Raw genomic sequence first — 18,667 nt, forward strand, 5'->3', positions numbered from 1 at the left:
TAGGCTCAGCCATGAAAAACCTCATCACAACGGCACTGGTCGGCCTATTGCCGGTGGCCGCGGGGGCCACAGCGATCGAGCAGGCCCCTTGGGCGCCGCGCTCTGCCGCTTACCGCCTGACACTGTTCATGGGGAACCTGACCCCGGTTCCCTGGGAAGAAATCGAAAACAGCTGGACCGCGCCGGCGCCAGGCAGCGCATTGCCTGAAGATGCCATGTCGCGGGTGACCCCGGATGAGGCCGGCGCGATCAGCGCGGCGCTTGCTGCACAAGACCGCCAGGCGCTGTTCGAGGCTGCCACGGCTGCCGTGGCTCAGGGTATCCTGCGTCACCTGGCGGCGGCAGAGACTGCGCTTGGACAGCCCAACGCAGCGCATGAGATTGCTAGCGCCGAAGCGCTGTTCCGGGCGTTCGAGGACGGCATCAAGGCAGCGGATGCCAAAGCCGCGCGCGATCTGGGGCGGGCATGGCTCGTCCTGAACTCCTCGCTCGGCACCGCTGGCGTGCTTGGCCATGGGTCACAAGAGACCGATGCAGAGCGCTTTGCCGCAGCACGTGCAACGCTCGAAACCTATCTGACAGAGAATTATTTGCCTGCTGCTTATGCGGAACGTCAAAAGCTGACCCCGGTCCCCGAAAGCGCGGTGCGCTCCGGAACGCCGGTGACACTGCCTGCAACTTTGCCGCCGGGGTCGAATATCGCCGATCAGCGGGAACTGCCCCGGCTGGTGCTGCAATTCGAAGAGGCGGGTGAGGATGAGGCCAACCTGCCGCTGGTTGCCTATGGGGACATGCTGTTCGACAGCCCGGAAATCTTTGGCGGCCCTGCCCGCGAACTGGGTATTGCCTGCTCCACCTGCCACAACCGCTCAGATGTGAATAGGGACTTCTTCATCCCCGGATTATCGAAGTACGCGGGCGGCATGGATGTGGACGGGTCCTTCTTCAACCCGATGTTCAATGACCGGGTGGACGATCATCTGGATACGCCTTCGATGCGGGGTATCCGCTTTACCGCGCCTTATGGGCGCGACGGACGCGAGCCCAGCTTGCGGCGGTTCATCCGCAATGTGATTGTGACCGAGTTTGCCGGGGAGGAACCGACCCCCTTCCAGCTGGACGCGCTGGAGGCCTATGTCAAACAATTCGACTTTCTTCCGAACCCGAAAATCGACAGAGCGGGCAGGCTGACGGATCTGGCCTCGGACGCGGCCAAGCGCGGGGAAGAGCTGTTCAACACAGAATTTGCCGGACTGGGTGACCGCTCCTGCGCCTCGTGCCACACGCCCGGGCGTAACTTCCGCGACGGTCTTACCTACGACATCGGCACCGCCGAGCCCCCCTTCCCGGGCGGTACGCCAATCCACTTTGAAACGCCCACCCTGCGCAATATCAACTTCACCGCGCCCTATATGCACGACGGGTCGCTGCCAACGCTGGCCAGCGTGGTGGACTGGTTCGATGACAGCAAGGATCTGGGATTGGATGCGGCGCAGCGTGCCGATCTGACCGCCTATCTCGGGGCTGTTGGAGATGGCGAGGAGCCATATCAGGCGTTTGAAGGCCGCGACAGCGTGTTCCGCCTGTCCTGGGAAGAACTGACCACTTTCGCAAGTACCCTGGATACGTTGCTGCCGATGCGCGATGCCGAAAACATCGCGCTGCTGGTGGATACGGTCGCCCCCGATCTGGCGGCGGATGCAAGCGTCATGGTCAATCAGAGCTCCAAGCCGGAGATCTATGAGTTCTCTGCTATTCTGCGGGCTGTCGGTGATGCCAGTGCCGCGGGCGATTGGGAAGAGGCAGGCCGCCAGTGGGACCTGTTCAAGGCGATGCAAGCCGATATTGACGAGAGGATGTTCTGATGCTGTCGCGCCGCAATTTTCTGGCAGTATCTGCCGCAGCCCTCGCCGCGCCGGCGCTGGCATCGGCGGGTGAGGGGCTGAAACTGGCCTTCATCCCGCAAGAGAACCCCGAAAAGCTGCTGGGCGACATCGAGAGGGTCACGAGCTGGCTGTCCGAAAGGATGGGGATGCCGGTTACGGGGTTTGTGACCTTCGACCATGCCGCCGCCGTAGAGGCGCTGCGCAATGGCGATGCCGACATATCTTTCATGGGCGCCCTGCCTTTTGTTCTGGCTGAGGATCAGATTGGCGCCGTGCCGCTGCTGTCCGAAGTCTACCGCGGGCAGCCGAGCTATGCGGGCCGGGTCTTCGTTCGCAAGGACAGCGGGATCGAAACACTGGCCGACCTCAAAGGGCGCGACATTGCCTTTGCCGATCCGGTGTCGGAGTCGGGCTATCTCTACCCGCTTGACCTGTTCGTGCGCGAAGGGCTCATTGCCGATGCCGCCGATGCGGATAATTTCTTTGGCCGGAAGTTCTTTGCCGGGGGCTATCAGCAGGCGATGCAGGCCATGGCGAACGGCCTCGTGGATGCCGCCGGCGCCAGCCAGTATGCCGATCTTCTGCTGACACCGGAGCAGCAAGCAGAGGTCAAAGTCCTGGCCGAAAGCGAACAGATCCCAAGCCATGCGGTTGTCGCCCGGCCCGGCCTGGACAAGGGCGTGCAGGCCAAATTCGTCGAAACCATGCTCCTGCTCAATGAGCCAGGCAACCGTTACCTGCTGGCGTATCTCTATGGGCCGGACGGCTACATTGCGGCGGACCGGGGCGTCTATGAGGGCGTGCGTGAGACCGCACGGCGCTACGGGTATCTGAAATGACCGCAGCCTTCACCCTGAATGCAGTGTCCCATCACTTCGACGGCGCCGCGGCGCTGCGCGAAGTGTCGCTCAGCGCTGCAGCGGGTGAACGGGTGGCGCTGCTTGGCCCGTCGGGCGCGGGGAAGTCCACCCTGCTCGCACTGCTCGACGGCCGCCTGCGCGGCTGGAGCGGTGAAGCCGAAGTACTCGGGGTGCCGCTTTCGGCAACGCACGCGCCGGCGCGTGAGCAACGCACCGGCGTTGGGTTTATCTTTCAGGAGTTTGCGCTGGTTGACCGGCTGACCGTCTATCAGAATGTGATGAACGGGCGGCTTTCCCGGATGCGCATCTGGCCTTCCCTTTGGGGTCGGTTCGGCGAGCAGGATCACCTTAAAGTCGCTGCAGCACTCGAAGATACCGGGCTCTCCGATCTGGCCCGGCGCCGGGCGGACCAGCTTTCGGGGGGTCAGCGGCAGCGGGTGGCAATAGCGCGCTGCCTGGCGCAGGAACCCAGGCTGATCCTTGCAGACGAACCGGTGAGCAACCTTGATCCCGCTCATGCGGAACGGATCCTTGGCCTGATCTCGGGCGCGGCGGAAAAGCGCGGCATCGGTGTCGTCTTCAGTTCGCACCAGCCAGACTTGTCGCGCCGCTTTGCTGACCGGATCGTCGGGTTGCACGCGGGCGGTGTGCAGTTCGATAAGGCCTCAGGTCAGGTGACCAGCGACGACATCGCCGAACTTTACCATGGCACAGCTCCCGGCGCCGGGCTGCGTGTGGTCAGCTGATGAACCGGGCACTGATCTGGTTCGTGCTTGCCCTGGCCATTCTTTGGTCCGTCGCAAGCGCAGAAATGGGCCTGGAAAAGCTGCCTGGCGCAGGCGCGCGCCTGGGCGAATTCCTCGGGCGGATGATCCCGCCTGACCTGTCGGTTTGGCGCGAAGTTATGCGAGGCCTGGCGGAGACCCTACGAATTGCCATCCTCGGCACATTCTTTGCGGTCATCCTGTCCGCCGGGCTGGCAGTTCTTGCGGCCGAGACCCTTGTGCCCGCAGCCGTCTGGCGCCCGGTGCGCGGGCTTCTGGCAATGATCCGCTCCATTCCGCTGATCCTAGTGGCGATGCTTATGGTCGGTGCGGTGGGGCTTGGGCCATTGCCCGGAATCCTTGCCATCACCTTCCATGCCACAGGCATGCTGGCGAAATTCTATGCCGAGGCGATCGACAATGTGGCCGCCGCTCCGGTGGCGGCGCTGGAAAGCGCGGGCGCCAGCCGCACGCAGCAGCTGCGGTGGGCAATCTGGCCGCAGATGGCGCCGGTGATCCTGCGGGACACCGTGTTCCGTTTCGAACTGAACCTGCGCGAGAGCCTGATACTTGGCATCGTCGGTGCGGGCGGCATCGGGCTCTATGTCCAGACCTATGTGCGTTCGTTCCAGTATGACAAGGCAGCGACGGTGACCCTGGCCATCGTCGTGCTTGTGCTCGCGTCGGAAGCGGTTAACTCCGCCTTGCACAAGCGGTTTTCCTGAGCACACTTTCAAAATCTTTACGACGGATGTGTGCGGCTGAAACGCTGAGCGGCGGGCGGTTCTTCACAGCGCGTGGCAGCGGCTTCTGAACTGAAGGCTGGAGCCAGGTAAAACAGAAGGGCTATAAAGCAGATCAGTTGAAGCCGAGCCATTCGCCTGCAAAGGACAGAATTACCAGGTGAAGCTGTCGTTTGAAGAAAAAAACGCCCAACTACGGCTTCGTCCCGAGTGTGTGAATTCCAGGCTGCAGATTTGCTGCAGCCCGCTGGAATGACCGTATTCTCCTCTGCAATGCAGCGGGTGGCATCCGGCGGTACAGCGGATCTGCGCGCTGCGAGCGCGCGCAGCAAGAAAATCAAAATTGCAGTATGGGCTCCGACCGGGCGTTCGCCGCGCCAGGCGTGAATGACGATAGGCAGCCCGAAGCGACCGTAGACAAGGGGTGCCGCGCCAAGGATGCTGCCGGTGCGAAATTCTATGGGCAGTTTCCCAGAAGCGGACCCTCGGCTGAGCCAAGCTGCCTCGCGGGATACTGCGGGTTGCAGCGGGGACGGCGGAGCGCAGGAAGCCGCCGCTGCAAAGTTGCGAACCGTCTTCGCCCTTCGGAACCTGACCGGCCCATAGCTACCCTTCACCTTAAGTGCTCTTTTCTGCGCTGCGATGACCAAAAGAGACATTCGCAGAACATCCCGAGTTGTGACCACGCTCCAAAGAACCTAGTTATAGACGCACAACCAAAGAGGTAGTGGCGATTGAGTGAAATAATCCAAGTTAAACCAAACACCGTAAAACAGGAAATTCAGAAACTTGGCTTTCTGGGTTGCGTCTCGAAGCTAACGCTGTCTGCTTACAAGGACGAGGAATTGATGGCTGCCATAGCGGCCAATGCGTCAAAGCGTAATCAGCTGTTCACTGATGAAGATCGAGAGGTTCTATCAACTTTAGACGTGTCGAGATTCTTCGAGGTTCAAGCGATCCTATGTGAAGTCATTCCCCTTCTTCAGACTGCACCATCCGAATTAATTGAACTGGTTCAGTTTCTTGTCGAAACAGGCGGCGCTGACCTTGCTGCCAATCAACCGAATGCTGCCTTCAGAAAATGGTGTGAAGTTGACCCGCGTCGATCAGACGAAGTCATTCAGCTAGCTAAAGATGGGGACCAACTGGCCCGCCTTCACCTCGTGTTCGCGTTGCAAGCCAAGGCAGATTTCGACGAGGCGATCGCATGCCTTGATCGTAGCGACGAAGAACAATCAGCAGGTGTCCTGGCACTCTCGCGCATGCAGTTGAACTCGGACCAAGTCTTAGCCGCCTTAGAACAAACCATCGCGCTAGCATTGGCAGCGGACATCAAGACATCATGTGGTATCACTAAAGCCATCTACGACATTGTCGCGAAAGATAAAGGCGTAGATCGCTCTTTGCTTCTCCCCGTTCTAGACAAACTTTTTGCCTCAATCGATGAGCACGTCGTCCATCTAGCAGCATCGTTGTTGAATTGGCACCAAGAGGAGATGAGCGAAGATGAGATACGCAAGTGCCTGCGACAACTTGCTTCTGTGAAACCCGAAAACAAGGGGACCGTCGATGAAATCGACATGGCTTTGTCGAAACTAGTTGCTAGAAACGAGATTCAGAGTGGGAGTTCTGCCGCCCGCGCGATCATCGACGTTTCTAAAGGTGCCATTGGTAGTGATGCGCTGGACTCATTCTTTCACAAACTGACCCATGGAAACTCAGAACAGCTTGCTTGGTTGACAGCGGACTGGTTGTCTTCGGGCAGCTTTTTCTCCTGTGCCGCCCTTAACCGAGCCATTTCTGAAATCAACCAAACTGCCCCTGTATTCGCTGTCGATGAAATTCAGCTTCCGGAAACCGCGAATGAGCAGATCTTTCTGTGCCGAAAAGCCATTGGCTATCTGTTCATCCATCCAATGACGGCAGCGGCCTTCTCTGTCGCCGTTTTGGAGCGTGGCCACCCTGAAGCCAAGCAGCATGCAATCGACCTTCTCTACGATCCATTGCTACTAAGCTACAGTGGTGCTCTGAAGGACTGGCTCAAGGCCTTTGCCATAGACAACGAAACTAGTCGCACGGATATCGAAGAGGTTTTGCAACGCGCACAGGCGGTTTGGGATGGTTGCAGGGAAGCCCGCGAAGTTGTCGAATTTGAGCCAAGTGAAAGCGCGCGTGCTGTGGTCAATTTCCAAAAGATGGAAGAAGCTGAACGCACGCGTGATGAGGCGGAACGAGGGTCCATTTTCGCAGATCTATTCACAACACAGCACCTGCTTTATGGCGACAGGTCTGCCTTCAACATCATGACGAGTGCCGAGGAACTGGAACAAAAGACCATGCCCTTTTCAGAGATCAGCATAAGCTCCGAGCTACCGAAGGGAATCTTTGTTGATCCCATCGGGCTGGACATGCTGCTACACCAGTTTCGCAACGAACGGATGGTTGAACAATGAAGCTGGTCGTTCGGCAATATGTTCAAGGTCTCAAGGAAAGAGATGAGCTTGATGTGCTGCTGCCTCAGCTGCTCAGTGAAATCGGGTACGAGGTCATTCATCATCCTGGACGTGGAACGAAACAGGCTGGCGTTGATGTTGCGGCAGTCGGCCCCGACCCGGACGCAGATGGCGAGAAAGCGCTGCACCTCTTCTTGATAAAATCTGGCGATTTAGGACGAACGGACTGGAATGGGGGCAAGCCTCAGGATGTCATGCCCTCATTGGATGAGATACGCTACGACTATATCCCAAATCGTGTCCCCGAACAGTATTCCAAGCTCCCGATTTCGATCTGCATTTGCATGGGAGGTGAGCTCAAGGAAGTCATTCGGTCGTATTGGCGAGGCTACGTCGAAAAAAACACAACGGACAATATACGTTACCGCGAATGGAATGGGGATCGCTTGGCGAACCTGATTTTGTCCGGGTTTCTGAATAGAGAACTTCTGGATGTAGATCGTCGAGTGGCCTTTCAGAAGGCCGTGGCAATGGTAAGCGAGCCAGATACGTCATATCGGCATTTCCGAGAGCTGATACATGAGCTGACCGAAGAAATCGAGGACGACCACCGAGGCACAACCCGCCTTCGCCAACTGGTTATCTGTCTCTGGATTTTGGTAAGCAACGGTGTTGACGCTGAAAACTTGGAAGCGCCCTACCGGTGCAGTGAACTTGCCTTACTGTACTCTTGGGATGTGCTCAATCGGAGCGCCAGTGCCAAGAAAAAGGAACGCAAAGCACGCTCTGAAATCGTGGATCATGTTCTTTCACTCTACCTAACGATCGGTCAAAAACTGATAGTTGAGAAAATTGGACCGCATGCGGATAAAAAGCACGCGATTTCTAGTGCAGTTCGGTCGGGTTCCGAGCTTGATATCAACCTTGCACTTTTTGAAGCGATGGGCCGTTCCGCACTCCTTGGGCTATGGCATCACTTCATAGGTGTGAAATCGGATGGGAAGCAAAGTGAGCAGCATCTGAGACTACGAGACCAATGTCAGAACATTGCTGTGTCTCTGATCAATCAAAACCCAACACTCACAACTCCTCTTAGAGACGATCACCATATCGAAATCGGCCTGCTCATGCTGTTGGCCCAAGGGGGAGGGGATGTTCCGAATATCTCTGGCTATTTGGTGGAGATCGCGTCGCGCCTGAACTACCGGTATCGGCTCAGAAAATCGTGGCCCACCCATTTTCAGGACTATCGCGAGTTGGCTCGCCATCCGGTCGATTTAAGCGATGAATACTTCAAGAAATCCACCAAGGGCAGCGTTCTTGTGCCTTTTCTGAAGGTTTCCTTGGAGCGAATTCAAGAAACTGAACAGCTGGCCGCTTTGGAGAAAACCATCGCGGAGGAGCTTCCTGACATGACGCAGCAAGTCTGGGTTCCGCGAGATGGGTCGGAAGAATTTTTCTGGCGGCAAGGAACAAGCCAGGGCATCGCAATCCCCGTTCCGATGATGGAGCTGGAAGAGAAGCGCAGCTCGTTAGCAAGCCAGATAGATGACATCGCAGAGAACTTCAGAGCGTTCTTTGAGATGTCGGCAGTTAAGAAGGGCTTGGTTCCGTTATTTCTCATGGCTTGCCGACACCATCGTTTGCCCCTGCCGCCACACTTGTGGTTTCAGGTAGAAAACTCTGCTTGCAAGGACGTAGAAAACGGATCAGAGCTCTCAAGCTAGCATCGGACCTTTGACAATCAAATGGCTGCTTTGGCGAAAGCTCATTGTGATTTCGCATACGCAGCGAATGCCCGTTCTCCGCCCGACCTGCATGCGCTGGCCCGCCAGACTGGTCACCAGGCTTGGGGCCGATTTGGGCTGCCTGCCGTCACCTGCGGCAACGACAGCAACCATCTAGGACGGTGATCCGGCGCTGCAGCGCCGCAAGGCAGCTGCGAGCCCATTGCGGAAGCGCCAAGTTTGTTCTGCGCGCGCACGCAACACGCAATCCTGTTGCGCCGCTGCGAAACCACTGCTGCATTGCAGAGGGGAAAGCAGTCGCTCAGCCAGCTTGCAGCAAGTCTGCAGCGCCACCATATATATTGAGCTGTTTATTGAACTTCTGATTGCAATTCGCCGCCTTGGCCACGGCCAACCGCGAAGCAGATGCGGTTGGCTTCGTGTCACAAGGCTATCGACGATCGGGTGGTCCACCCGATGCGATTGCCCGGTCGGAGGGATCGCTCCTCTTGTGCCGCTTTTTTGCTGCTACGCCGCGTCCAGTTCCTGCGCTGGCCCGAAAAATTCGTAGAAGATACGGTTCTCGTCAACGCCAGCTGCCTTCAGGCCATTCACAGCCATCGCCATGAATCCCTTTGGGCCGCATATGTAGTATTCAGCCTGATCTGTATTGGTGTTCCGGGCCAGCCACTCGGGAGTGATGCGGCCTTCCACATCGAAGTTCGCTTCAGCCCGGTCTTTGGAACTGGGATCCTCGAAAAATGTGACACACCGGCGGGACAATGATCTGGAGATATCCGGCATGACGTGATGCCTGCTGTTTTGTGTGGCATGCAAGAAGGTCGCACTACGGTTGTTTGCGGCTAGAACCTCAAGCATGGAAATCATCGGCGTCAGCCCGACACCGGCCGACAGCAGTACAACCTCGGCCTCCTGTCCACTCTTCAGGAAAAACTCTCCGGCCGGTGCAGCAGAGGTGACCACGGTGCCTTCGACCGCCTGTTCATGGAACCAGGTGCTTGCCAGGCCTCCCTGCTCGCGTTTCACCGTGATCCGATAAAACGCATTCGATGGCCCTGAGGAAATCGAATAGTTGCGGCGCAGCTTGCCTGCTCCGGGCACATCAAGATCGAAGGACAGATATTGTCCCGGCTTGTGCTTCATCACGTGCTTGCCGTCGACGGGTTTCAGGACAAAAGACATGACGTCAGCACTCTCTTGGACCCGTCTGTCGATCCGGAACTCCCGCCAGCCGCGCCAGCCGCCCTCGGCCGCGGCGGTGTCCTGATAAAGCTCTTCTTCACGGCCAATCAGGATATTGGCCAGGAACCAATAGGCTTCGCCCCAGGCGCGGATCACCTCCTCGGTCGCCGCATCTTTAAGAACTGCCTTGATCGCGGCCGATAGGGCGCTGGCGACATGATCATAATGGCGGGGTTCGATTTGCAGGCCCACATGCTTGTTTGCAATACGCTCCACCGCTGCGGCCATTACCGGGAGGTTTTCGATGTTCTGAGCATAGGCCAGAATCGCGTTGGTCAATGCTGCGTGCTGCGGGGAGTCGCCGTCCTGGTGCGACTGGTTGAACAGTTTGCGGATCTCCGGATCGGCCAGCAGCCTGGCGTACATCTCTGCTACGATCTCGCGCCCATGCTGCGCCAGCGCCGGAACAGTCGCCTTTACGGTGTCGATGGTGGTTTGGCTGAGTTGCTGTGCCATTGCACGCTCCTGATTTGTCGGTTGGCAGGTCTGCGGCCTGCATCGTGAGTTTCGCCGCCTGAAACATTCAGGCTGGATGCATGTATGATTGCAGCATTGAAAGATGCAACCCAAATGAATATTAAAAGCGTGATCGGAGCCCCGCATGAAGCTGAACCTGACAACAGATTACGCACTGAGAATTCTTATTTTTCTGGCGTCCAAGCCCGAAGAGCTGCACTCGATTGAGACATTGAGCCGCATCTACCGTCTGCCGCACAGCTCTTTGATGAAGATCGTCAGCGAACTGGTCCGGCAAGGCTACGTCATGAGCGTTCGCGGCCGCTACGGCGGCATCAAGCTCGGACAGGCCGCCAGTGCAATCAATGTGGGGCAAGTTGTACGAAGCATGGAGGAAAGCTTCGAAGTTGCCAATTGTGGAGAATGCGTGATCCAGCCCCAATGCGGGCTCCGAGGGGTCTTTGCCGAAGCGGTCGATGCGTTTCTGAACATCCTCGACCGTAGCACCGTCGCCGATCTGATCAGAGACAAGTCGGGTCTGGTTCCGTTGCTGACTTTGTCAGAGGCGGCAGATGATCCCTGAGCCGGCAAGGGAACCTAAACTGGATACGGGCCGTGCCGGGGTTTTGGCAGTATGCTCTTCAAGGAGCAGGCTGAAGTTAGCGATGGCGTCCCCGTTCGGCCTGCCGACTGCAAGACACACCCGACCTTTGAGCAGGTAAACAAGGACGAAACGAGGCTGACTATGTCTTCTTTCTGCCTGGAGTTCCGGAAAACAGTGGCTTCCAGCAATAGCGTCATGGATGCTGCAATGCTGGAAGAACATTCTTGCGCCGAACTGTGCGCCACGGCAGCGTTGCCGGGCGATAAAGCATTTTCAAAATGCCTGTTTTATGTGCAGCTTGCCAGCGTGTGATTCATTTGTGGGCAGGCGGAGCTATGCAGCTGAAGTCAAACCTCTTGCGCCAACTCTCTCCGGCACTGCCGCCAGCACAGATGCGGGAGACCCTGCGCGCGGCGGCGGGCGCCGCCGCCGGGATTGGTGTTTGCGCGTTGTTCGCGCTTGTCTGGCCGGAAATCGCAGGGGTTCCAATGCGCCTGCTCGCCCCCTTGGGCGCCTCCGCGGTTTTGATCTACGCCGTCCCTAATTCCCCGCTGGCGCAACCTTGGTCGGCATTCTGCGGCAACGTTGTTTCTGCCGTGGCAGCGGTTGCAGTCTTGCAAACCGTGCCCGTGCCCTGGGCGCCGGCATCGGCTGTGGCCGCAGCGATCTTTGCAATGTTGATCGCACGGGCCCTGCATCCTCCGGGCGGGGCAATTGCCTTACTGGCGGCACTAGACCCGGTGCCGGTCACAGATGCAGGTTTTGCCTTTGCGATCGTGCCTGTTGGTCTTCTGACGGCAGCTTTAGTTTTGACGGGTGTTCTGTTTAACCGGGTCACATGCCGTAAGTACCCGTTCCGCCAATCCGTAGAGACGCTTGAGAAGCCGCAAGAGATCCGCCTGGGTCTCAGCAATGACGACCTGGAGGAGTTGCTGGAGCGCTTCCATCAATCCGCCAACATCGGCGCCGCAGATCTGGGGCGGCTGCTTGCCGCCGCGGAGGAGGAAGCCGCGCAGCACCGGTTTGATGGTGTAACCTGCGGCAGCATCATGACACAGGACCTGATCACTGTGACGCCCGATGTGCCAGTATCGCAGATTGCGCAGGTGTTCCGCCGCCATTCTGTCAAAAGCCTACCCGTTGTGGACGCCAAAGAAAATTTCGTAGGACTCATCCTGCAAAGTGATCTGATCGATGCGCTGGTACGGGGCGGCGGCCGAAAGTTCCGCCCGCTGCGCCAAGACAAACTGAAAGCGATGCATGTGATGCAGCAGCCCGCCGGAGGTGTCCCGCATGACCTTCCAGTCGGCACTCTCCTGAACCGGCTTTCGCAGCATGGGGTGCAAACCGTGCCGGTAACGAAGGGTGGCCGCCTGGTAGGCATTCTCACGCGCACTGACATTATCGGTCTGCTTCTGCGAGGCGCGCAAAACCGATTGGCCGCATAAATTTGAAGCCGGATAGGGGCACTTGGAACCACCCAAGCAGCACGTTCGGCGTAGGGCAGCTCCTCACCACTCGGCTTCAGTAAGTGCTGAAGGAAGCTAAAGGCGGCTCGACACGGACCAGCCACTTGTGCCCGTTGCGGCAAATTGGCGGACCGAGTCCTTTTGTCGGATGCTGCGGAAGCCTCCACGTCCAGCAACGGGGTATTCCCCCGCCGGTATTGGTCCGGGTTCAGGGCCCGGTCCAGGATAAAGCGTGCCGCATTCGCGTCGGCGTTGGCTACGGCGCCGCAGGCGGTGCAGGCGAAGAGGGCTTGGCTTTCGCGGCCCCTCGCATCCACATGGCCGCAGGCGGCGCAGGTCTGGCTGGTATACGCGGCCGGGACCTTGACCAGGATCCCGCCCGTTTCCTCGAGCTTATAGCTCAGCATGCGCTCCAGCGCATGCTAGCCGATGCCTAGGATGGACCGGTTCAGGCCGGACTTCTGGGCGACGTTGCGCCCGGGGCCTCGCGCGTTCCGCGCGCTGAACGCGTCATGGACCGGATATTGAGGTCCTCGATGGCCACGAGACCGAACCGGCCCGCCAGGTCGCGGCTGAGAACATGCGCCGCATAGGCCCGGACAGACCTGGCGGTCTTATGCCGAAACACGGCCCGTCATTCCGGATGCTGCTTCAAGACAGACCGAGAACGCTTTGTCGAAGCAGGAACCTGACACGACCCTTCAGTGAGTGCGGTCTGCCCTTTCGCATTCGATTGAAGCAAGCTCTGCGAATTGGTCGGCGGCAGCGTTCCATTGAGTGGAAGGCACTTTCGGCCAGCTGTATGCCTCTTGGATTAACTCCTGAGCGATACGCACGCGTTCCGGGGTTCCAACGGCGATCATCTGGCTCTGCATTTCGACTGGCATGTATTGCCGAGTGAACATCACGGTATCAGCCAGTTCCCTGACCTTCTCGCAAGACGAGGCAGCAGACACTGCTGCAGGTGAAATGAGACATGCGACGAAAATAACAGTGCGAAACATCACGCTCTCCTTTGGATCGTTGCAGGGAAGTTGGGCAACTGCACCAATGCAGCCATGTCCTTAACGGACTGCTTTGGCCAAAGCTGAAATCGCCATTCCCATAATTGGTATTTGAAATACCTATTAGTGCTGTAGACTTAAGTCAAGCCTCAGATGGCTGCAGATCGCTCATAACATAGCAATGAAGTCAGCCCGCCAGACGTGCTGGAGCTCGTTACGCACCTTCTTTTGCGTACCTTTCGCCGGCTTCAGTCAGGATAGCCTCCAAAAGAATGTCGTGCGGTTGCGGGAAGATTGAAGGAAGTTGTGCGCTTTCCAAGCCAATGCCAATGGAATAGGGGCGCGGCGACATTGCCGCGAGGGTACGGTCAAAATATCCCCCGCCATAACCCAGCCGGAAACCTCCAGCGGCCCAGCCCACCAGCGGTGTAAGGACGATGCCGGGAATAAGCTCGGGCGAATTGGGCGGCGGAACCGGAATATTCCAGTCGCCGCGCACCAGCTGCGTCTCTGGTGTCCACAGCCGGAAAACCAGCGGCGCAGCCTTGGTCTCGACAATCGGCAGGGCAATGGCGGCGCCCTGTGCGTGCATCTCTGCCATTAGGAGGCGCAGATCGGGTTCGCCCTTGATCGGCCAGTAGAAGGAGATAACACACCCGTTTGCGCCGGAGAACCGGTTTCGGATCAATTCGCGCAGATGTCCGGCCAGCGCTTCTCCAGCGGACTGACGGATAGCAACCGGCAATGCCAAGCGCTCCGCCCGCAGCCGGTTCCGTTCTGCCTTGCGCCAGCGGGCAACGTCAGCAGTCTGCTGCGGAGAAACCGCCTGCGGGTCGTAATGTCCGGCCTCCGCAGCCATGCAGGGTGAGGAAGCGTATCGTTTCTGATCGGGCGGACCATCAGAACTTCGGCTCATAGTCCTGCTCCGCTGCGGTGCGAAAGGGAGTATCCGAGGATCTGCTCTGCTTCGTTGACAATATTCCCGATACGGCTTGCTGCCGGTACAATCCGGCTGATGGCCGCCGCGCCTTGTCCTGCAAACAGAGCCATTGCCTCAAGTTCTCCAGTTGTTGTCCGCAGAGGAGAATCCGTGCTGAACCGCAGGCGCGGCTGGGATCCGTCCCAGGCGATCGCCTCGCGCGGCAGGGCATCCGGGTCGTGGCCCAGGTAGGTGCCGCTGAGTGCTTTGGTCACGCTGTTTTCCAGCACACGCACCGCTGCCCCCATTGGCCAGTTCAAGACGAAGACATCGGTCAGGACAGTAACGCGGCCGGTGGAGGCTGCGACGCGTTCCTTGTGGTAGGGGTGAGCAAAGGATTCATCTGTGGCTAGGAAGGCGGTCCCGCATTGTATGCCGGAGGCGCCAATTGACAGAAACCGGACTAGGTCTTCGCCTGTGGAAAGGCCTCCTGAGGCAACCACAGGTACTGACACAGTTTCCAGGATTGCCTCAGTAAGCTCGCCGACCGGGCGACGGCCATGGACATGGCCACCTGCTTCGATGCCCTGCGCGATGATCACATCCGCGCCCGCCGCTTCCGCCGCGCGGGCAGCCTCAACCGTTCCGACCTGGTGCAAGACGAGGCAGCCTGCCGCCTTCACCCGGACCACGGCATCGGGCACGACATCCCAAAAGAAGGTGAAGGCTGGAACCCCGAGTTCCAGGCAGCAGCTGATCTGGGCATCAAGTAATCCAGGCTCGGTGGCCGCCGGAATGACATTCACCGCAACGGGGCGGTCAGTTGCGGCCCTGAGTTTTGTGACTTCTTCGGTGATCAGGTCCGGGCATTCGCGCACCATTCCAAGCGTGCCGAAGCCGCCGGCTTGGGAGACGGCGGCAGCCAGTTCCCAGCGGGATACTCCGCCCATGCCAGCTAGGAGGACCGGGTGGTCGCATCCCAGCAACTTGCAAAGCGAGGTGTGCAGCAGGTTGTCACCTTTTTGGCCGCTCATTCCAACTATGCTCCCTTTAGTGCAATGGTGGATAGGACGCTCAATGGAAGGCGCTCCACCCAGTTGCTGGCCTTTTCTAACGGGCAGTGCCGGGAGTTTACCGGCGAGCCCCTGCCGGTGACCACACACCTATTGCGAATGCTATGACGGCATAGGCTTGGCTGGCCAGCTACTGGCATTGAGCCTACGCACCTTAATGGGTACAGTAGATGCTTATTCATACGGAGGGGAAGCCGCATGCGCCTAACATCTTTCACGGATTACGGCCTTCGAATGCTGATGAGGATGGCGAGCCAGCCAGAGCAAGGGTTCTCGACTGCCGATCTGGCTAAGGAGTTCCGTCTCTCGCGGAATCACCTGACAAAGATCATGCAACGGTTGGCGCGCGCTGGGATTGTTGAAACCAGGCGCGGTGCCGGTGGCGGCGCCTTCTTGTGCATGCCTGCAGAAAACATCCGGCTTGGTGAAATCGTTGCGTTGCTCGAGCAGGGGCAGGCGCTGGTTGAATGCTTCGGCGTCGACGGTGGCGATTGCACGATTGATGGCCGCTGCCGCTTAAAAGCCAGGTTGCGCCAGGCTGAAGCGGTGTTCCTAGAGGATCTGAATCAGACAACACTTGCGGATATTGCATTGCCGACTCAACGCGCAGCCTGAGGGTGCAAGGCGGAGGGCCATGTTCTCGCCTCATGCCTTCAGGTGAAACAAATCCTTGATATGCACCAGAAGCTTAGAGCCTTCACACTGGTTGTGGCTACGAGGACGGCTGCGGAAGATCCGGTCTCCCTTGTCAACCTTATCAACTAGGCGCGATCCGCGAGGGCGCACGCCGCAAACGCCCGCTGGTTCGCTTTTCCGAAGTCAGTAGGCGATTGCCCCCGCCCTCCGTCCAGAGCCTTAATGCGAAGACTGGACTTCGGTATTGGAAGAAATTTGCCGACTCTCGGCACTCCAAGCACTCCGCCAAAGCGCCGGGGACCGATCGGTTTGGAAACCGGCTGCGCTTGGGGAAGGAGCCGGTCTCTAGCCGTACAGGCTAACGATGGCGGCTAAGTCAGAAAGCAGCAAGCATTTGGATCGGGATCTCAATGCAGTAAGTTTGGCCAAGTTATGGATAGTCCTCACAGAGTTTCAGATTTATCTGCCTGGCTCGCTCCACTAGATCAGCGACGGATTGCTCATCGACGTCATTGGCTGCAATCTTACTGGCATCGTCCGCCCAGTTCTTAATCTCGGCTTCGATCTGGTCCAGTCTTTGGGCTGCCGCACTGTCTTTTTGCCGTGTCCGCATCTGTTCACCCTGCCGTTCTGTGAGCGCCGAGCATAGTTCTGAATGTAGTTGTTCCAGCCTGGAGTTTGATAGTTGCATTGTGGTCTCCTTCGGTTCTGCTCAACTAAAAAACGTATGCGAAGACCGATTTGTTCCGCTTGCCCGAAAGTTGACATTGATTCAGACCTCAGCACTAAGCAGATTCATAACGTGAACCCCCAAAAGTTTGAGCTATGCCTACAGGTACCATAGCCAGAGGTGCTCTACGTAGTGCCGGAGAGCCCCAAGAAACGCCCGGCGGCCTTGTTGTAGCGGGCTGCGTTGTAGCGGGCTGCGCCTTGATCGCAGCGGCATCGCAGTTTAAAGCCGGACCCCGCGGACGACAAGCGCCAGCCGGGGAACCACCAGCCCCAAGCTGCTTGCAAAAGGGCGGTGGAAGTCCTCGAACGCCGCTCTGAAACCGTCGCGCTGATCCTGCGGCAGGGCGGCGTACGTGGCCGCGACGGGACCGAAGCCAGTAACGTATTCATTCCAGACCGTCGCCACATCCGGTGCATAAAGTGTCGTCACCTGTTCGCGAATGTCGATCTTGAAGCGCTCGCCGACAATCGCGTTCAACCAGCTTGAGTGCCCCCAGTCGAAGGGCGAGGCAGGTGGCGGGGGCCCATCTGACCATTCACCGACCAGAGTAAAGAAGCGGGCGATATAGCCATCAGGTTCGTCGGCCCAGGTTGCAAGCGCAAGGCGGCCGCCAGGTCGAAGCACACGCGCCATCTCCGCGACGGCCCTGGATGGTTCGCGTGAGAAGATGACGCCGTAAGTTGAGATCACGCCGTCGAAGCTTTTATCCCGGAAAGGAAGCTCCTCTGCTGCCGCCTGTTGGAAAACTGGACGGGGAACAAACCCGGCCGACAGCGCCTCGGCTGCTTCGAGCATGCCTGGCGCAATGTCAACGCCCGTGACGCTGGCCCCACGCCAAGCAGCAAGCCTGGCGGCCCATCCCGTGCCTGTGCCGATATCAAGTATGCGTTCGCCGGGTCGCGGCCAAAGGGCTTGAACCGTGTGTGAAATTGTGTCGGACAGACCGAACGAAATGCCGTCGTAGGATCTTCCTGGCAGGCCCCACATCCGTGCTTCAGGCCTTAAGGTTTCGCCCATCATCTTAGCCTCCTTTCAATAGCTTCAGTTCGAGTTTGCCAATCAGGTTCGCCAGTGGATACTCCACGATCTGGAGTATTATGAACGAGAAAGTTAAGGTATTCTGCGCACGGCAGGGGAGGCCTCCATGAAGAGTTATGGTCAATTCTGCCCCATCGCCAAAGCTGCGGAGATCTTTTGCGAACGCTGGACAGCGCTGGTCATCCGGAACCTCGGGGCCGGCGCGCAACGGTTCAGCGACATACACCGGGGCGTGCCGCATATGTCTGCGACGCTCCTGACGCAGCGACTGCGCCAACTGGAAGCCGAAGGCCTTGTCGAGCGGCGGCGCAGCGGAACGGGAAAGAGCTGGACCTATCACCTGACAGATGCCGGCGCCGAATTTCTTCCTCTGGTGGGCGCGCTTGGTATCTGGGGGCAACGATGGACGCGGCGCGAGCTTGCCGAAGGCGAACTTGATTTGGGGCTGTTGATTTGGGGATTGGAATACTCGGTAGACCCGGCGGCGTTCGGACCCGAGCGCCATGTGCTCCGGCTCGATGTGTCCGACCAGCCGGATCACAAGAGATTCTACTGGTTTGTGTGCGAGGGCGGAAACCTTGATCTCTGCGTTGCTGATCCCGGAGGCGGAACCGACCTGTTTCTGGAGGCCACATTGGCGGATTTGATCCGGGTATATCGCGGAGATGTCTCCCTGGCTGCCGCCATAGATGACGGACGGATGACGGTCGATGCTGCGCCAAAGCTCATGCGGCGGCTTAAGAGCTGGTTTAACTTCGACACAATGGCAAAAACGCCCCCAGCGGAGGTTTCGGGCGACACATAGGTTTTACATTCGCGGGGGCAGACTTTCATGCCGCGCGGCGAAATCGAGATTCGAGCACAAGTCACTGGATGCTGTGCGAGGTATGAACGTGTGCGAAGCGTCGCTAGCAGCCATTGGTTTTTTGGCGGCGAATTCACTTTGTCCGGCTCCTTGTTGGTCGATCCGCGTTGCTGCGAAAGTGGGAATGAATTTGGCCCCTCGGACTGACTTTCAACGGCCGATTTGGCGACACAT

The 18,667-nt window shown here is 58.4% G+C and carries 17 protein-coding genes and 1 pseudogene; 11 read left to right on the plus strand and 7 right to left on the minus strand.

Translation table 11 applies throughout. The annotated features are described in order from the left end of the window. Positions 1 to 11: 11 nt before the first annotated feature. From DAEP_RS22885 to DAEP_RS22890, 6 genes are all read left to right on the plus strand, one after another. The gene (locus DAEP_RS22885) at positions 12 to 1,865 is read left to right on the plus strand and encodes a cytochrome c peroxidase (RefSeq protein WP_036760840.1); all 1,854 of its coding nucleotides are present in this window, start codon (positions 12 to 14) and stop codon (positions 1,863 to 1,865) included. Beyond that, on the plus strand, positions 1,865 to 2,725 hold the full coding sequence (locus DAEP_RS0118200) for a phosphate/phosphite/phosphonate ABC transporter substrate-binding protein (RefSeq protein ID WP_027245673.1): 861 nt from the start codon (positions 1,865 to 1,867) through the stop codon (positions 2,723 to 2,725). The genes DAEP_RS22885 and DAEP_RS0118200 overlap by 1 nt, the downstream gene beginning before the upstream one ends. Continuing rightward, positions 2,722 to 3,492 carry a phosphonate ABC transporter ATP-binding protein gene (locus DAEP_RS0118205; RefSeq protein ID WP_027245674.1) on the plus strand — a complete coding sequence of 257 codons (771 nt, stop codon included), beginning with the start codon at positions 2,722 to 2,724 and terminating at the stop codon, positions 3,490 to 3,492. The genes DAEP_RS0118200 and DAEP_RS0118205 overlap by 4 nt, the downstream gene beginning before the upstream one ends. Further along, on the plus strand, positions 3,492 to 4,235 hold the full coding sequence (phnE, locus tag DAEP_RS0118210; RefSeq protein WP_036760842.1) for a phosphonate ABC transporter, permease protein PhnE: 744 nt from the start codon (positions 3,492 to 3,494) through the stop codon (positions 4,233 to 4,235). The genes DAEP_RS0118205 and phnE overlap by 1 nt, the downstream gene beginning before the upstream one ends. Before the next feature lie 752 nt (positions 4,236 to 4,987). Next, positions 4,988 to 6,706, plus strand: coding sequence for a hypothetical protein (locus DAEP_RS0118215; RefSeq protein WP_027245676.1), 1,719 nt, complete (start codon positions 4,988 to 4,990; stop codon positions 6,704 to 6,706). Further along, positions 6,703 to 8,433 (plus strand): hypothetical protein, encoded by a 1,731-nt coding sequence (locus tag DAEP_RS22890; RefSeq protein ID WP_051337434.1) that lies wholly within the window; start codon positions 6,703 to 6,705, stop codon positions 8,431 to 8,433. The genes DAEP_RS0118215 and DAEP_RS22890 overlap by 4 nt, the downstream gene beginning before the upstream one ends. A gap of 528 nt (positions 8,434 to 8,961) precedes the next feature. Here DAEP_RS22890 and hmpA read toward each other — a convergent pair. Further along, positions 8,962 to 10,152, minus strand: coding sequence for an NO-inducible flavohemoprotein (hmpA, locus tag DAEP_RS0118225; protein ID WP_027245677.1), 1,191 nt, complete (start codon positions 10,150 to 10,152; stop codon positions 8,962 to 8,964). Positions 10,153 to 10,297: 145 nt separating this feature from the next. Between hmpA and DAEP_RS0118230 the strand changes: the two genes are divergently transcribed. The 3 genes from DAEP_RS0118230 to DAEP_RS22895 all read left to right on the plus strand — a co-directional run bounded on the left by DAEP_RS0118230 (position 10,298) and on the right by DAEP_RS22895 (position 12,204). Next, positions 10,298 to 10,735, plus strand: coding sequence for an Rrf2 family transcriptional regulator (locus DAEP_RS0118230; RefSeq protein WP_027245678.1), 438 nt, complete (start codon positions 10,298 to 10,300; stop codon positions 10,733 to 10,735). Positions 10,736 to 10,786: 51 nt separating this feature from the next. After that, on the plus strand, positions 10,787 to 11,068 hold the full coding sequence (locus tag DAEP_RS24020; protein WP_154665076.1) for a hypothetical protein: 282 nt from the start codon (positions 10,787 to 10,789) through the stop codon (positions 11,066 to 11,068). 80 nt (positions 11,069 to 11,148) lie between these two features. Next, on the plus strand, positions 11,149 to 12,204 hold the full coding sequence (locus DAEP_RS22895) for an HPP family protein (protein ID WP_154665077.1): 1,056 nt from the start codon (positions 11,149 to 11,151) through the stop codon (positions 12,202 to 12,204). A 257-nt stretch (positions 12,205 to 12,461) separates the two neighbouring features. Here DAEP_RS22895 and DAEP_RS24555 read toward each other — a convergent pair. The 4 genes and pseudogenes from DAEP_RS24555 to DAEP_RS22900 all read right to left on the minus strand — a co-directional run. Then, positions 12,462 to 12,632: pseudogene (locus DAEP_RS24555) on the minus strand (zinc ribbon domain-containing protein); the annotation flags it as partial. A gap of 294 nt (positions 12,633 to 12,926) precedes the next feature. Then, entirely contained in the window at positions 12,927 to 13,229 is a 303-nt protein-coding gene (locus DAEP_RS0118250) for a hypothetical protein (RefSeq protein WP_027245680.1), read from the minus strand. A 214-nt stretch (positions 13,230 to 13,443) separates the two neighbouring features. After that, the gene (locus tag DAEP_RS0118255) at positions 13,444 to 14,088 is read right to left on the minus strand and encodes a 5-formyltetrahydrofolate cyclo-ligase (RefSeq protein ID WP_084204460.1); all 645 of its coding nucleotides are present in this window, start codon (positions 14,086 to 14,088) and stop codon (positions 13,444 to 13,446) included. Between the two features lie 53 nt (positions 14,089 to 14,141). Next, positions 14,142 to 15,182 carry an NAD(P)H-dependent flavin oxidoreductase gene (locus DAEP_RS22900; RefSeq protein ID WP_036760847.1) on the minus strand — a complete coding sequence of 347 codons (1,041 nt, stop codon included), beginning with the start codon at positions 15,180 to 15,182 and terminating at the stop codon, positions 14,142 to 14,144. A 237-nt stretch (positions 15,183 to 15,419) separates the two neighbouring features. On the opposite strand from DAEP_RS22900, the gene DAEP_RS0118270 reads away from it, so the two are divergent. Next, positions 15,420 to 15,836, plus strand: coding sequence for an RrF2 family transcriptional regulator (locus DAEP_RS0118270; protein WP_027245684.1), 417 nt, complete (start codon positions 15,420 to 15,422; stop codon positions 15,834 to 15,836). A gap of 451 nt (positions 15,837 to 16,287) precedes the next feature. Here the strand turns inward: DAEP_RS0118270 and DAEP_RS0118275 are convergent, their stop codons facing one another. Together DAEP_RS0118275 and DAEP_RS0118280 are read right to left on the minus strand one after the other, a co-directional pair. After that, complete coding sequence (locus DAEP_RS0118275; RefSeq protein WP_154665078.1) at positions 16,288 to 16,548, minus strand: hypothetical protein; 261 nt, start codon at positions 16,546 to 16,548, stop codon at positions 16,288 to 16,290. A gap of 261 nt (positions 16,549 to 16,809) precedes the next feature. Continuing rightward, positions 16,810 to 17,610, minus strand: coding sequence for a class I SAM-dependent methyltransferase (locus DAEP_RS0118280; protein ID WP_027245686.1), 801 nt, complete (start codon positions 17,608 to 17,610; stop codon positions 16,810 to 16,812). 124 nt (positions 17,611 to 17,734) lie between these two features. On the opposite strand from DAEP_RS0118280, the gene DAEP_RS0118285 reads away from it, so the two are divergent. Further along, the gene (locus DAEP_RS0118285) at positions 17,735 to 18,433 is read left to right on the plus strand and encodes a winged helix-turn-helix transcriptional regulator (RefSeq protein ID WP_027245687.1); all 699 of its coding nucleotides are present in this window, start codon (positions 17,735 to 17,737) and stop codon (positions 18,431 to 18,433) included. The last annotated feature ends 234 nt before the right edge of the window (positions 18,434 to 18,667 follow it).

This window comes from Leisingera daeponensis DSM 23529 (assembly GCF_000473145.1).
GTDB classification, from domain to species: domain Bacteria; phylum Pseudomonadota; class Alphaproteobacteria; order Rhodobacterales; family Rhodobacteraceae; genus Leisingera; species Leisingera daeponensis.